This window comes from Streptomyces sp. NPDC045846 (assembly GCF_056431605.1).
This window is the reverse complement of the sequence record NZ_JBWKKJ010000006.1, coordinates 102,465-115,813: the sequence shown is the minus strand read 5'-3', so window position 1 is coordinate 115,813 and position 13,349 is coordinate 102,465. Positions and strand designations below refer to the sequence as shown.

Annotated in this window: 14 protein-coding genes; 12 read left to right on the top strand and 2 right to left on the bottom strand. The window is 72.9% G+C overall.

What is annotated here, in order from left to right; genetic code table 11:
- The first annotated feature begins 325 nt into the window (after positions 1-325).
- Positions 326-799, top strand: a complete 474-nt coding sequence (locus tag AC07F3_RS18015) for a C40 family peptidase (protein ID WP_479115130.1) — start codon at positions 326-328, stop codon at positions 797-799.
- A 70-nt stretch (positions 800-869) separates the two neighbouring features.
- Here AC07F3_RS18015 and AC07F3_RS18010 read toward each other — a convergent pair whose 3' ends face one another.
- Positions 870-1,304: an ATP-binding protein gene (locus AC07F3_RS18010; RefSeq protein WP_479115128.1), complete on the bottom strand. Its 435-nt coding sequence runs from the start codon at positions 1,302-1,304 to the stop codon at positions 870-872.
- 235 nt (positions 1,305-1,539) lie between these two features.
- On the opposite strand from AC07F3_RS18010, the gene AC07F3_RS18005 reads away from it, so the two are divergent.
- Both AC07F3_RS18005 and AC07F3_RS18000 read left to right on the top strand, forming a co-directional pair.
- A complete protein-coding gene (locus tag AC07F3_RS18005; RefSeq protein ID WP_479115126.1) occupies positions 1,540-2,403 on the top strand; it encodes a helix-turn-helix domain-containing protein in 864 nt (287 codons plus the stop codon).
- Between the two features lie 23 nt (positions 2,404-2,426).
- Positions 2,427-2,648, top strand: a complete 222-nt coding sequence (locus tag AC07F3_RS18000; RefSeq protein WP_479115125.1) for a DUF397 domain-containing protein — start codon at positions 2,427-2,429, stop codon at positions 2,646-2,648.
- Between the two features lie 7 nt (positions 2,649-2,655).
- Here AC07F3_RS18000 and AC07F3_RS17995 read toward each other — a convergent pair whose 3' ends face one another.
- Entirely contained in the window at positions 2,656-3,798 is a 1,143-nt protein-coding gene (locus AC07F3_RS17995) for an 8-amino-7-oxononanoate synthase (RefSeq protein ID WP_479115123.1), read from the bottom strand.
- Between the two features lie 145 nt (positions 3,799-3,943).
- On the opposite strand from AC07F3_RS17995, the gene bioB reads away from it, so the two are divergent.
- The 9 genes from bioB to AC07F3_RS17950 all read left to right on the top strand — a co-directional run bounded on the left by bioB (position 3,944) and on the right by AC07F3_RS17950 (position 13,185).
- Entirely contained in the window at positions 3,944-5,158 is a 1,215-nt protein-coding gene (bioB, locus tag AC07F3_RS17990) for a biotin synthase BioB (protein WP_479115121.1), read from the top strand.
- Positions 5,151-6,440 (top strand): adenosylmethionine--8-amino-7-oxononanoate transaminase, encoded by a 1,290-nt coding sequence (locus AC07F3_RS17985; protein ID WP_479115119.1) that lies wholly within the window; start codon positions 5,151-5,153, stop codon positions 6,438-6,440. The genes bioB and AC07F3_RS17985 overlap by 8 nt, the downstream gene beginning before the upstream one ends.
- A gap of 1 nt (position 6,441) precedes the next feature.
- Positions 6,442-7,134, top strand: coding sequence for a dethiobiotin synthase (gene bioD, locus AC07F3_RS17980; protein ID WP_479115117.1), 693 nt, complete (start codon positions 6,442-6,444; stop codon positions 7,132-7,134).
- Complete coding sequence (locus tag AC07F3_RS17975) at positions 7,134-7,496, top strand: VOC family protein (RefSeq protein ID WP_479115115.1); 363 nt, start codon at positions 7,134-7,136, stop codon at positions 7,494-7,496. The genes bioD and AC07F3_RS17975 overlap by 1 nt, the downstream gene beginning before the upstream one ends.
- A 64-nt stretch (positions 7,497-7,560) precedes the next feature.
- Positions 7,561-8,241 carry a class I SAM-dependent methyltransferase gene (locus AC07F3_RS17970; RefSeq protein ID WP_479115113.1) on the top strand — a complete coding sequence of 227 codons (681 nt, stop codon included), beginning with the start codon at positions 7,561-7,563 and terminating at the stop codon, positions 8,239-8,241.
- 141 nt (positions 8,242-8,382) lie between these two features.
- Positions 8,383-9,192: an ABC transporter ATP-binding protein gene (locus tag AC07F3_RS17965; protein WP_479115111.1), complete on the top strand. Its 810-nt coding sequence runs from the start codon at positions 8,383-8,385 to the stop codon at positions 9,190-9,192.
- Between the two features lie 6 nt (positions 9,193-9,198).
- Positions 9,199-11,766 (top strand): ABC transporter permease, encoded by a 2,568-nt coding sequence (locus tag AC07F3_RS17960; protein WP_479115109.1) that lies wholly within the window; start codon positions 9,199-9,201, stop codon positions 11,764-11,766.
- A gap of 24 nt (positions 11,767-11,790) precedes the next feature.
- The gene (locus AC07F3_RS17955; RefSeq protein ID WP_479115107.1) at positions 11,791-12,675 is read left to right on the top strand and encodes a TIGR03621 family F420-dependent LLM class oxidoreductase; all 885 of its coding nucleotides are present in this window, start codon (positions 11,791-11,793) and stop codon (positions 12,673-12,675) included.
- Positions 12,676-12,762: 87 nt separating this feature from the next.
- Positions 12,763-13,185 carry a GNAT family N-acetyltransferase gene (locus AC07F3_RS17950; protein ID WP_479115105.1) on the top strand — a complete coding sequence of 141 codons (423 nt, stop codon included), beginning with the start codon at positions 12,763-12,765 and terminating at the stop codon, positions 13,183-13,185.
- Positions 13,186-13,349: the final 164 nt, after the last annotated feature.

Here is a 13,349-nt window from a genome sequence, read left to right as displayed (position 1 = left end):
CGCCCGTGTCCACCCGAACGGGGCAGTCGTGAGCAGCCTCACACAAAGCCGTTTCGGGTCGGAAATACGACAGTCGGTGCGTGAAGATCCCTGAGACGACAAGCCCCCGCCACCGCGGCGGGGCGGTCCGGGCGGACGCCGAGTCCTGCCGCCGCTCCGGACGTCTGGTCGACAGGAGTGGACCGGCAGGAGTGGAGGACCCGAGTACTTCGGGAGGGCCGGACCCGGCCGTCCCTCGGGGTGTAGCCGTTCGCGCGGCCGGGCATCTTCGCCAGTCCGAACCCGACAGGTCATCCTTCGCAGGCGGTTTGACGAAGGGTTGCGCATGGCTGCGCAGACACACGTCCCGTCCCTGGCCGTCCGCCTCGGTACCGTCTGTGCCCTCACCCTCGCCGTGACGGGCGCGACGACACTGGCACCGGGCAGCACGCCCGAGGCGAACGCCGCGGCGGTGGCCGCGAGGGCCCTGCACGTGGCCGCGTCGAAGAAGGGGGCGCCCTACCAGTACGGCGCCACGGGCCCCTACCGCTTCGACTGCTCGGGGCTCACGCTCTACTCGTTCAAGGAGGCGGGCCGCAAGCTGCCCCGCTCGGCCCAGCAGCAGTACAACAGCTCCCGGCACGTCACCGCGTCCTCCCGCAAGGCGGGCGACCTGGTGTTCTTCCACTCGGGCGGTGGGGTGTACCACGTGGGGATCTACGCCGGGGACAACAGGATCTGGCACTCCCCCAAGACCGGGGCCGTGGTCCGCCTGGAACGGATCTGGAGCAACAACGTCTGGTACGGGCGCGTGGGCTGAGGCAGCGCCGGCCCGGGCGTCCCGGTGCGGTCCCGCGCACCGGGACGCCTCCGTACGCCCACAAGCGCCGCTAGCCGCTCTGGACCGGGGCCATCCACGGCAGGGCGATCCACACCGTCTTGCCGCCGTCCGCGGTGGGCGCGACCGAGAGCCTGCCGCCGCACTCGGCCGCGAGCCAGCGGATGATCACCATGCCCCGGCCGTTGTCCTGCTGGACGGCGGCGGGCAATCGTTTCGGCCAGCGCGGGTGGCTGTCGGTGACGCCGATCCGCAGCTCCTCCTCCCGCTCCAACTGGACGTCCACGGTGAAGGTGGGCGACTGGCCGAAGGTGTGCTGGACCGCGTTGGTGGCGAGCTCGGAGACGATGAGCCGCACCGTGTCGGCGGCCTCGGCGTCGGACGGCAGTCCCCAATCGGTGAGGACCTCGGCGACGTAGCGCCGCGCCGCGGAGACCGAGGCGGGATCGCTCGGCAGGGTGACAGTTGCTTCGAGGTGGTCTGCCATGGCGACGCTGTCCCTTTCCCACCCGGGCCGGCTTGAGGACTCGTAGCGGTTGAGCGCTCGCGGAGACGACATCGGCCTCGGATTGTGCTTCGCGCCAGAGTGCCACTCATCGTGCCGTTCTCGGGTGCGATCCACCAAGATATGCATATATCTGTCGCTCAAAGCGGTGAACTCTCCGACGGTAGACCGTATTTGGGCTCACACTTACCCATCGCCGGACATGAAGGAGGCGGCCATGGGGAACGGGCCGGCGGTGCGCAGACGCAAGCTCGGCGAGGAACTGCGGCGGCTGCGCGACCGTACGGGACTGACGAGCGGGGAGGCGGCCGGTCTTGTCGGCTGGCACCAGTCGAAGGTGAGCCGGATCGAGACCGGTCGCAGCGGGGTGAAACCGGCGGACGTCGCCCGGCTACTGGAAGCATACGGGGTGAGCGACCCCCAACTCGTCGCGCTGCTGGCGGCCTTGGCCGACTCGGCGGGCGGCGCGGGGGCGGACTGGGCGCACGCGTACCGCGGCCTGCTGCCCACGCAGTACCGCGACTTCATCAGTCTGGAGTCGCAGGCGCGCACGGCCCGCACCCTGGAGACCTCGGTGGTGCCCGGGCTCCTGCAGACACCGGCGTACGCGCGTGCGGTCACCCGGGCCGCGCTCGGGGGGCTGCCGCAGGAGAAGGTCGACTCCCTCGTGGAGGTGCGCATCGCCCGTCAGGAGGTGCTGCGCGGCGATCCGCCGCTCACGCTCAGCGCCGTGCTCGACGAGGCGGTGCTGCGCCGGCGGGTGGGCGGCCGGGCGGCCATGCGGGAGCAGTTGCGGCACCTGCTGGAGCTCGCCGCCCTGCCGCACGTGCGGGTGCAGGTCATCCCCTTCCGGTACGGCGGCTACGTCGGCCTCACCGGCCCTTTCATTATCTTTTCGTTTCCGGCCATTTCAGATCTGGATGTGGTCGTTATCGACCACTTGACGAGTAGCCTCTACCTCGAACGGAGAGAAGACCTTGAGGCGTACAGTGCCGCGTTCCAGACCGTTCAGGCACTCGCGCTTTCCTCCGAGGACTCGTTGGATCTCATCGCCCGGACGGCCCGGGAAGGACCGGGTTAGTTCAGGGCGAGTGGGGAGGCTTGATGTCCGCACACCCTGCGCACGTTCCTTCCAGTACTTCCCTCACCGGTGCCACGTGGCGGCGCAGTAGCCGCAGCGTGGGCATGAACAACTGTGTCGAGACGGCCCGGCTCAACGGCGAGCTGCTGGCCGTGCGCGACTCCCAACGGATCGACGGGCCCGCGCTGCTCTTCGGCGCCCGGACCTGGCAGCGCTTCATCTCTCTGTACGCACAAGCTGATTGACGGCTCGTCAGGCGGTGGGCGCGGTCCGGAGGATCACGTCCACCGCACTGTCGACCTGTCGCGGCGTCAGATCCGCCCGCGCGGTCAGCCGGATCCGCGAGATGCCGTCCGGCACCGACGGCGGCCTGAAGCACCCGACCACCAGACCGGCCGCACGGCAGTCGGCGGCCCAGGCCACCGCGGCCTCCGGCGAGGGAGCCCGCACCGAGACGACCGCCGCGTCGGGCCGCACCGCGAGCTGCCCGGCCGCGGTGAGGCGGCTGTGCAGTTCGGCGGCGACGGCACGGGCCCGGCCCGCGAGCTCCGGCTCCTCCCGCAAAAGGCGCAGGGCCGCGAGCGCCCCGCCCACTGACGCGGGTGCTAGGCCGGTGTCGAAGATGAACGTGCGCGCCGCGTTCACCAGATGGCGGATCACGCGGGCCGGGCCGAGCACCGCGCCACCCTGGCTGCCGAGCGACTTCGACAGGGTGACGGTGGCGACCACGCCGTCCGCGCCCGCGAGCCCCGCCGCGTGCGGGGCGCCGCGCCCGCCCTCGCCGAGCACCCCGAGCCCGTGCGCGTCGTCCACCACGAGCGCCGCGCCGAACTCCCGGCAGATCGCGGCCAGTTGGGGCAGCTCAGCCGCGTCGCCGTCCACCGAGAACACCGAGTCGGACACGGCGAGGCCGGGGCCGTCGTGCGCGTCCAGCGCCTTGCGGACCGCCTCCGGCGCGGCGTGCGGCACGACCTCCGTCCGGGCGCGGGCGAGCCGGCAGCCGTCCACGATCGAGGCGTGGTTGCCCGCGTCCGAGACGATCAGCGAACCGTGCGGGCCGAGCGCGGTCAGCGCGGCCAGGTTCGCCGCGTAACCGGAGGAGAAGACGAGCGCCGCCTCGAAGCCGCAGAAGGCGGCGAGTTCGCGCTCCAGCTCCGTGTGCAGCGCGGTGGTTCCGGTGACCAGCCGCGAGCCGGTGGCGCCCGCGCCCCAGCGGTGGGCCGCCTCGGCCGCGCCGGCCGTGACCGCCGGGTGGCGGGTGAGCCCCAGGTAGTCGTTGCTCGCCAGGTCCAGGAGGTCCTGGTCGGCGGCGCGCGGCCGCAGCGTGCGGACCAGGCCGGCGCGCTCGCGGCGCTCCGATTCTCCATCGATCCAGTCGAACGGCGCTCGCGGCATGGTCGAGTCCCTTTTTGTAGGCTGCCGACAGACCCTAGCCGGTGCCATGCCAGGTCAGGGTGTGGCGATACACACACCTCAAACGGCCCGTGTTGTGGGATCCCTACCTTGGCCGCAGGCGGTGCCGTGCGCGAAGATCGGCGCCATGGACCTGCTGAACACGCTGGTGGACAAGGGGTTGCGGCGCGAACTGCCGACCCGCGAAGAGGCACTCGCCGTACTGGCGACCTCGGACGACGAACTGCTCGATGTGGTGGCCGCGGCCGGCAAGGTGCGCCGCCAGTGGTTCGGACGCCGGGTGAAGCTCAACTATCTGGTGAACCTGAAGTCGGGCCTGTGCCCCGAGGACTGTTCGTACTGCTCCCAGCGGCTGGGCTCCAAGGCCGACATCCTGAAGTACACCTGGCTCAAGCCCGACGAGGCCTCCAAGGCCGCGGCCGCCGGTGTGGCGGGAGGCGCGAAGCGGGTCTGCCTGGTGGCCAGCGGCCGCGGCCCCACGGACCGCGACATCGCCCGGGTCTCCGAGACCATCGAGACGATCAAGGAGCAGAACGAGGGCGTCGAGGTCTGCGCCTGCCTCGGTCTGCTCTCCGACGGCCAGGCCGAGCGGCTGCGCGCCGCCGGGGCCGACGCGTACAACCACAACCTGAACACGTCCGAGGGGACGTACGGGGACATCACGACCACGCACACCTACCAGGACCGCGTGGACACCGTGACCAAGGCGCACGACGCGGGTCTGTCCGCCTGCTCCGGCCTGATCGCGGGCATGGGCGAGTCCGACGAGGACCTGGTGGACGTCGTCTTCTCGCTGCGCGAGCTGGACCCGGACTCGGTGCCGGTGAACTTCCTCATCCCGTTCGAGGGGACCCCGCTCGGCAAGGAGTGGAACCTCACGCCGCAGCGCTGTCTGCGCATCCTGGCCATGACCCGGTTCGTGTGCCCCGACGTCGAGGTGCGGCTCGCGGGCGGCCGCGAGGTGCATCTGCGCACGATGCAGCCGCTCGCGCTGCACCTGGTCAACTCGATCTTCCTCGGCGACTACCTCACCAGCGAGGGCCAGGCCGGCCAGGCCGACCTCGACATGATCGCGGACGCGGGCTTCGAGGTGGAGGGCGCGGGCACCACGACCCTCCCGCGGCACCGCGCCGACGCGGCCGCCGCGGCGGGCTGCGGTACGGGCGCGGGCGCCTGCGGTACGCACGAGGAGAGCGGCTGCGGCTCGCACGAGGGCGGCGCCGGTTGCGGCCCCTGCGGCGGCCACGCCGTGCCCGAGCAGGCGCCCGCCGACCAGGCGCGCACCGATCTGGTGGCCGTGCGGCGCCGGGGCCCGGGGACGGATCTCGCGCCCAATGCGTGAGTACTCCCCCGCCGACCTGCTCGACCTGGACCGCCGCCACGTCTGGCACCCGTACGGCCCGATGCCGGGCCGACAGGAGCAGCTCCTGGTCGAGTCGGCGTCGGGCGTACGGCTGCGGCTGGCCGAACCGGCCCACGGGCAGCACGAGTTGGTCGACGGGATGTCCTCGTGGTGGTCGGCCGTGCACGGCTACAACCACCCGGTGCTCAACGAGGCGGCGCGCACCCAGCTCGACCGAATGAGCCACGTGATGTTCGGCGGGCTCACCCACGAGCCCGCCATCCGCCTCGCCGCCCGCCTCGTCGAGATCACGCCCGAGCCGCTCCAGCACGTCTTCCTCAGCGACTCGGGTTCGGTCGCGGTCGAGGTCGCCGTGAAGATGTGCCTGCAGTACTGGCGGTCGGTCGGGCAGCCGCGCAAGCAGCGGCTCATGACCTGGCGCGGCGGCTACCACGGCGACACCTGGCAGCCGATGTCGGTGTGCGACCCCGAGGGCGGGATGCACGAGCTGTGGCAGGGCGCGCTGCCCCGCCAGCTGTTCGTGGGGGCGCCGCCCGCGGAGTTCGACGAGGCGTACGCCGACGAGCTGCGCACGGCGGTCGAGCGGCACGCCGACGAGCTGGCCGCGGTGATCGTGGAGCCGGTGGTGCAGGGCGCGGGGGGCATGCGCTTCCACTCGCCCGCGTACCTGCGGGTACTGCGCGAGGCCTGCGACGAGCACGGCGTACTGCTCGTGTTCGACGAGATCGCGACCGGCTTCGGCCGCACCGGAGCGCTGTTCGCGGCCGGTCATGCCGCGCTCTCGCCCGACATCATGTGCGTCGGCAAGGCGCTCACCGGCGGCTATGTCTCCATGGCCGCGACGCTCTGCACGAGCCGGGTCGCCGACGGCATCTCGTCGGGCGAGGTCCCGGTGCTCGCCCACGGCCCCACGTTCATGGGCAACCCGCTGGCCTCCGCGGTGGCGCTCGCCTCGATCGACCTGCTGCTCGGCCAGGACTGGCAGAGCGAGGTCAAGCGCCTGGAGGCGGGCCTGCTCGACGGGCTCGCGGCGGCCCGCTCGATCGAGGGCGTCCGGGACGTCCGGGTGCTCGGCGCCATCGGCGTCGTGCAGCTGGACCACGACGTGGACATGAAGGCCGCGACCGCCGCCGCTGTGCGCGAGGGCGTGTGGCTGCGGCCGTTCCGGGACCTGATCTACACGATGCCGCCCTATGTGACGGGCGACGACGATCTGGCGCGCATCTGCCGTGCAGTGTGCGCGGCTGCGCGGGAGGGCTGAGATGGCGATTCTGGTCGTGAGCGGTACGGGGACCGAGATCGGCAAGACGATCACGACGGCCGCCGTCGCCGCGCTGGCGCTGGCCGCCGGCCGGTCGGTGGCGGTACTCAAACCGGCCCAGACGGGGGTCGCGCCGGGCGAGCCCGGTGACGTCTTCGAGGTGCGGCGGCTCGCCGGCGAGGCGGTGACCGGCCTCGAACTGGCCCGCTTCCCCGAGCCGTTGGCCCCCAACACCTCGGCCCGCCGCGCCGGCATGGCGCCCGTGGGCCCCGAGCAGGTCGCCGAGGCCGCCGCGAAACTGGCCACCGAGCACGATCTGGTCCTGGTCGAGGGGGCGGGCGGGCTCCTGGTCCGCTTCGACGACGAGGGCGGCACGCTCGCGGACGCCGCGCGGCTGCTCGGCGCGCCCGTCCTGGTGGTGACGCCCGCCGGACTGGGCACACTGAACTCGACGGCCCTGACCGGCGAGGCCCTGCGGGCCCGGGATCTCGAGTTCGCCGGGGTCGTCGTGGGCAGCTGGCCGGCCGAGCCGGATCTGGCCTCGCGATGCAATCTGGTGGACCTGCCGGAGGCGGCCGGTGCACCCTTGCTCGGCACCGTGCCCGAGGGCGCCGGACGACTGGCGCCCGCCGACTTCCGTACCCGAGCGGCCGGTTGGCTCGCCCCGGCGCTCGGCGGCGTTTGGAGTATCTGATGGCTGTGTTACGGGCCCGCCTCGGGCAGCTCGTCGTGGACTGCGCGGACCCGGGGCGGCTCGCCCGGTTCTGGGCCGGGCTGCTCGGCGGGCGTCCGGTGGTGCGGAACCCCGCGTGGGCGCACCTCGATCCGCCGGGCGCGCCGCGGCTCGCCTTCCAGCGCGTACCGGAGGCGAAGCCGGGCAAGAACCGGCTGCACCTGGACCTCGCGGTCGAGGACGTGCGCCGGGCGCGGGCGGCGGCCGTGCGGCGCGGTGCGGTTCCGGTGGGGGCGACGGTGACCGACGCGCAGGGGGCCTTCCAGGTGATGCGGGACCCCGAGGGCAACGAGTTCTGCTTCGTGGAGTCCGCGGACGGGTGAGCGGGCGCGGCGCGGGGACAATGGCGGTAACCGGCCGTCCGCCCGCAGGCTCAGGAGGTCCGCCATGGCGCAGCGCACCAAGATCGCCCCGGATGCCGTGCACCACCCCGTCTTCGCCCGCTTCTACGCGCGGTTCAGCGAGGCGATGGACCTCAGAGCCGGGATCGCCGAGCACCGCAGGGACCTGCTCGACGGGCTCTCGGGGCGCGTCATCGAGATCGGCGCCGGCAACGGGCTCAACTTCGCGCACTATCCGGCGGCCGTGGCCGAGGTGGTGGCCATCGAACCCGAGCGCACCCTGCGGCAGTTGGCGGTGCGCTCCGCACTCCAGGCCGAGGTCCCGGTGGACGTGGTGCCGGGCGCGGCGGAGGCGCTTCCGGTGAAGAGCGAGGCCTTCGACGCGGCGGTCGCCTCCTTGGTCCTGTGCTCGGTGCGGGACCTGTCGAGGGCGCTCGGTGAGATCCGCCGGGTGCTGCGGCCGGGCGGCGAGCTGCGCTTCTTCGAGCACGGCCGGGCCGAGGGGCGGGCGCTGGCCACGGTGCAGCGCGGCCTGGACCGCACAGTGTGGCCGGCCCTGTTCGGAGGCTGCCACACGGCGCGCGATCCGCTGGGCGCGATCGAGGGGGCGGGCTTCGAGATCGTCGGCTACCGCCATCTGCGGGTGCCCGCCAAGGGCGTCGCCTCCCCGTCCTCGCCGTGCGTGCTGGGGGTAGCGCGGCGCCCCGCGCTCGGCCCCGGCGAATAGCAGCCCGGGCCGCCGAGCGGCCCTTGCGCAGGCCTCCGGCACCGGGCTCCCCGACGGATGGCCCATCCCCGGCGCGGCCCCTACTCTCATATGCGGTACGGGAGTTGGAACGGCCATGACGCCACAAACGGGGAGGCGGCCTTGTCCACACCTGCAACGGAGCCCTCGGCGCCGGTCGCCGCGCGGGCGCGCGGACTCACCAAGGCGTACGGCAGCGGCGAGACCACGGTGCTCGCCCTGGACTCGGTCGACGTGGACATCGCGCGCGGCGCCTTCACGGCGGTGATGGGGCCCTCGGGTTCGGGGAAGTCGACCCTGATGCACTGTCTGGCCGGGCTCGACACGGTGTCGGCGGGGCAGGTCTGGCTCGGGGAGACCGAGATCACCGGACTCAGGGAGCGCGAGCTGACCCGGCTGCGGCGGGACCGGATCGGCTTCATGTTCCAGTCCTTCAACCTGCTGCCGACGCTCACCGCGGCCGAGAACATCACGCTGCCGATGGACATCGCGGGCCGCGCCCCGGACCGCGCGTGGGTGGACCGGGTCATCGACACGCTGGGCCTGCGCGACCGGCTGAAGCACCGGCCGGCGCAGCTGTCCGGCGGTCAGCAGCAGCGCGTCGCGTGTGCGCGGGCGCTCGCCTCCCGGCCCGAGCTGATCTTCACGGACGAACCGACCGGCAATCTCGACTCGCGGGCGGGCGCGGAGGTCCTGTCGTTCCTGCGCGATGCGGTGGACACGCTGGACCAGACAGTGGTGATGGTCACCCACGACCCGGGCGCCGCTGCCCACGCCGACCTGGTGCTCTTCCTGGGCGACGGCAAGATCGTGGACCGGATGGCACGGCCCACCGCCGAGGCAGTCCTGGAGCGGATGCGGCTCTTCTCGGGCGTCCGGCCGCGCCCCGGGGAACAGCCCGCCCCTCGGGCCGACCCGCTGCGGAAGAGCTGACCGGCCGTGCTGAAGGCGACCCTGCGCGGCTTCCTCGCGCACAAGGGGCGGCTGCTGCTCTCGGCGCTCGCGGTAGTGCTCTCGGTGGCCTTCGTCGCCGGTTCGCTGATCTTCTCGGACACCGTGGCGCGCACCTTCGACCGGCTCTTCGCCTCGACGTCCGCCGATGTCACGCTCTCACCGAAGAAGGAGATCGACACCGCGCTGCCGTCCGGCGAGACACCCACCGTGCCCGCCGCGCTCGCCGGCCGGCTCGCCCGCATCGACGGCGTCGCGGCCGCCCACGTGGACACCGCGGTCTCCGGCATCACCGTCGTCGACGCCCACCACAAGGCGGTGGGACCCACCACCGGCGGGCCCACGATCGCCACCAACTGGTACGTCACCCGGCGCAGTCCGGTGAAGCTGACGAGCGGTCACGCCCCGAGCGGTCCGGGCGAGGCGCTGCTCGACCGGGACACCGCGGACAAGAGGAAGGTGCGCATCGGCGACACCCTGACGGTGCTCGCCCAGCCCGGTTCGTTCACTGTGAAGGTGGTCGGCATCGCGACGTTCACCACCACCAACCCGGGCGCGGCGCTGGTCTTCCTGGACACGCCGACCGCCCAGGCCAGACTGCTCGGCAGGCCGGACGCGGCGACCGGCATCTCGGTGGACGCGGCCCCGGGGGTCGGCGACGACGTACTGAAGCAGCGCATCGCCGCCCAGGTGGGCGGGGCGTACGACCTCAAGACGGCCGCCGAGCAGGCCACCTCCGACGCCGCCCGGCTCGGCGGGTTCCTCGACGTCGTCAAGTATCTGATGCTGGGCTTCGCGGGCGTCGCGGTACTCGTCGGGATCTTCCTGATCGTGAACACCTTCTCCATGCTGATCGCCCAACGCACCCGGGAACTGGGCCTGTTGAGGGCGCTGGGCGCGGACCGCGGCCAGGTGCGCCGCTCGGTGCTCCTGGAGGCGCTGCTGCTCGGCCTCGTCGGGTCCACTGTGGGGCTCGCCGCGGGCGTGGGCCTGGCCGCCGGGCTGATCGCGCTGATGAGCCTGTTCGGGATGAACCTGAGCGCCGCCGAGATGGTGTTCCACTGGCCCACCCCGGTGGTCTCCTACGCCGTGGGGGTCGGGGTGACGTTCGTCGCGGCCTATCTGCCCGCGCGCCGGGCCGCCCGGGTCTCCCCCATGGCGGCGCTCGCGGACGCCGAAGTGGCGGGCGCGGGGCGGCCGTTGCGGGTGCGGGCGTGGGTGGGCGCGCTCGTCGGCGCGGCCGGGGCCGCCGCCCTGGCGGGGTGCGCGGCCGCCCAGAAGGCGGCGACCGCCTCGTCCCTGCTGGGGGTGGGCCTGGTGCTCACGCTGATCGCCACGGTCGTCGCGGGCCCGCTCCTGGTGCGTCCGGTGATCAGGGTGCTCGGCGGCGCGTTCCCCAGGCTGTTCGGCCCGGTGGGCCGGATGAGCCAGCGCAACGCCCTGCGCAATCCGCGGCGCACCGGGGCCACCGCGTCCGCGCTCATGGTCGGCATCGCGCTGGTCACCGGGCTCTCAGTGGCCAGCACCTCGATGTCCAAGTCCTTCGACCAGCAGATCGACAAGGTCCTCGGCGCGGACTTCGTCATCCAGAACGCCACCTTCCAGCCGTTCCCGCGGGAGATCACCGAGCGCGTCCGGGCCACCAAGGGTGTGGGAACCGTGGTCCGCCAGCGCTTCGCACCGGTGCGGATCACGCTGCCGGACAGCCGGCGGGCCGACACGACGGTGTCCGGCTACGACCCGAGGCTCGACGAGGTCGCCCACCTGACGTACGCGAGCGGCGGCACGGCCCGGGCGCTCGCCGACGGCGGCCTCGCGATGGACCGGACGTACGCACGGGACCACGACGTGCGGCTCGGCGACTCGCTGCCCGTGCTGTTCTCCTCCGGGCAGCGGGCGCGCCTGAACGTCGCCGCACTGACCGACATGGGCCAGGGCAGCGGGGGCTTCGGGACCGAGGGCGCCCTCTTCATGGGTCTGCCCACGCTCGAACGGTACGTGCCCGGCGGCCAGGACGCCGCCGTGTACGTGAACGCGGCCGACGGCACGCCGACCGGCCGGCTGCGCGCCGCCCTGGAGTCGTCGCTCGCCTCGTATCCACAGGTCGAGGTGAGGAACCAGGCGGACTACAAGAAGCTGGTGCACGACCAGATCGCCGTGCTGCTGTATCTGGTGTACGCGCTGCTCGGGCTCGCGATCGTGATCGCGGTGCTCGGCGTGGTCAACACCCTCGCCCTGTCGGTGGTCGAGCGGACCAGGGAGATCGGCCTGCTGCGGGCCATCGGGCTCTCCCGGGTGCAGCTGCGGCGGATGGTGCGGCTGGAATCCGTCGTGATCGCCGTGTTCGGCGCACTGCTCGGACTCGTCCTGGGCATGGTGTGGGGAGTGGCGGTGCAGCGGGTGCTGGCGCTCCAGGGGCTCGACGCGTTCGCCGTGCCGTGGTCCACGATCGCCGCGGTCGTGGTGGGTTCGGTGGCGGTCGGCCTGGTGGCGGCGCTGCTGCCCGCGCTGCGGGCCTCGCGGATGAGCGTGCTCGCCGCCATCGCACACGAGTAACCACCCTTCACCGGAGGAGAGTCGATGACCCGGCCGTTCCGATTCGCTGTGAACATGGTGACTCCCGCGGTGGGCGAGGAGTGGCGCAAGCGCTGCCGCCGGGCCGAGGAGCTGGGCTACGACGTGATCCAGGTGGCCGACCACCTCGGCATGCCCGCCCCGGGCCCCGCGATGGTCGCCGCGGCGTACGCGACCGAGCGGCCCCGGGTCGGGATGTTCGTGGTCAACACGGCGTTCTGGACGCCGGAGTTGCTGGCCCGCGAGATCGCCACGGTGGACGCGCTGACCGACGGCCGCCTGGAGATCGGGCTCGGGGCCGGATACGCGCAGGAGGAGCACGAGCGGGCCGGGGTCCCCTGGCGCACACCGGGCGGCCGGGTGGACCATCTGGCGCACACCGTACGGGAGTTGGACCGGCTGCTCGGCGACGAGGCGTACGCGCCCCGGCCCGTGCAGCGGCCCCGGCCGCCGCTGCTGATCGGAGGCAACGGGGACCGCATCCTGCGGCTGAGCGCCGAGCACGCGGACATCGCCGCCTTCACCGGCGCGCGCAAGTCGCCGGAGGACGGGGCGCTGAGGATGACGACCGCCGACGGGCTCGCGGAGCGCGTCGCCACCTACCGGCGGTTCGCGGCCGGCCGCACGGCCTCGGCCGAACTCAATCTGCTGATCCAGCGTGTGGCCGTGACCGACGACCGCCGGGCCGCGGCGCGCGCAGCGCTGCCCCTGCTCCCGTACCTCACCGAGGACGAGATCCTCGACCTGCCGATGCTGCTGATCGGCACGGTCCGCCAGCTGGCCGACCAACTGCGCGCCCAGCGCGAGCGGTACGGCTTCTCCTACCTCACCGTCCTGGACCCGCAGATGGAGGCGTTCGGGCCGGTGATCGAGGAGCTCCGAGGCGAGTGAGCGGGCGGGGCGCCGGCCTGCCCGAGCCGGGCGTCCGCATGCCAAAACGGTTCGCCGTCGGCAGCGGCCCGGTGATGGGATGGCGCCATGAACGAGTTGCGCATCCGGCCCGCCGGGCCCGAGGACCTGGACGCGGTCCTGGGCTTCTGGAAGACGTCGGCCGAGGGCACCAGCATCAGCGACGACCGCGCCGGCGTGGAGGGCCTGGTCTCCCGTGACCCCGGCGCCCTGATCCTCGCGGAGGACGGGGGCGAACTGGTCGGCACCGTGATCGCGGGCTTCGACGGGTGGCGCTGTCATCTCTACCGCCTCGCCGTGCACCCCGGCCACCGCCGCCGGGGCATCGGCGGGGCGCTCCTGACCGCGGCCGAAGAGCGGTTCGTCCGGCTCGGCGGGCGGCGCGCGGACGCCATGGTGCTGGTCCGCAACGAGCTCGCCCAGCACGCCTGGCGGGCCGCGGGCTACGGGGCCGAGGAGCACTGGCGCCGCTGGGTGAAGCCGCTTGACTGACCGGCCGGACCGCCCTTTGCCAGTGCTTTACCATGGGTGGACCACTGCCCACCGACTGAAAGGTGTGAGCGTCCGCCCATGGGCGAGCCTCCCAGTACCAGTACCGCCGCGCGAGATCGCGCGCCGCACCTCCCCCTGGCCGATCATGGGACGGAGGTGACCCG

What these genes read in the sequence shown, in the direction of transcription:
- AC07F3_RS17985 (WP_479115119.1), top strand. Translation starts at nt 5,151, where the DNA reads ATGCGTGAGTACTCCCCCGCCGACCTGCTCGACCTGGACCGCCGCCAC.
- AC07F3_RS18015 (WP_479115130.1), top strand. Translation starts at nt 326, where the DNA reads ATGGCTGCGCAGACACACGTCCCGTCCCTGGCCGTCCGCCTCGGTACC.
- bioB (WP_479115121.1), top strand. Translation starts at nt 3,944, where the DNA reads ATGGACCTGCTGAACACGCTGGTGGACAAGGGGTTGCGGCGCGAACTG.
- AC07F3_RS17950 (WP_479115105.1), top strand. Translation starts at nt 12,763, where the DNA reads ATGAACGAGTTGCGCATCCGGCCCGCCGGGCCCGAGGACCTGGACGCG.
- AC07F3_RS17975 (WP_479115115.1), top strand. Translation starts at nt 7,134, where the DNA reads ATGGCTGTGTTACGGGCCCGCCTCGGGCAGCTCGTCGTGGACTGCGCG.
- AC07F3_RS17970 (WP_479115113.1), top strand. Translation starts at nt 7,561, where the DNA reads ATGGCGCAGCGCACCAAGATCGCCCCGGATGCCGTGCACCACCCCGTC.
- AC07F3_RS18005 (WP_479115126.1), top strand. Translation starts at nt 1,540, where the DNA reads ATGGGGAACGGGCCGGCGGTGCGCAGACGCAAGCTCGGCGAGGAACTG.
- AC07F3_RS18000 (WP_479115125.1), top strand. Translation starts at nt 2,427, where the DNA reads ATGTCCGCACACCCTGCGCACGTTCCTTCCAGTACTTCCCTCACCGGT.
- AC07F3_RS18010 (WP_479115128.1), bottom strand. Translation starts at nt 1,304, where the DNA reads ATGGCAGACCACCTCGAAGCAACTGTCACCCTGCCGAGCGATCCCGCC.
- AC07F3_RS17995 (WP_479115123.1), bottom strand. Translation starts at nt 3,798, where the DNA reads ATGCCGCGAGCGCCGTTCGACTGGATCGATGGAGAATCGGAGCGCCGC.
- bioD (WP_479115117.1), top strand. Translation starts at nt 6,442, where the DNA reads ATGGCGATTCTGGTCGTGAGCGGTACGGGGACCGAGATCGGCAAGACG.
- AC07F3_RS17955 (WP_479115107.1), top strand. Translation starts at nt 11,791, where the DNA reads ATGACCCGGCCGTTCCGATTCGCTGTGAACATGGTGACTCCCGCGGTG.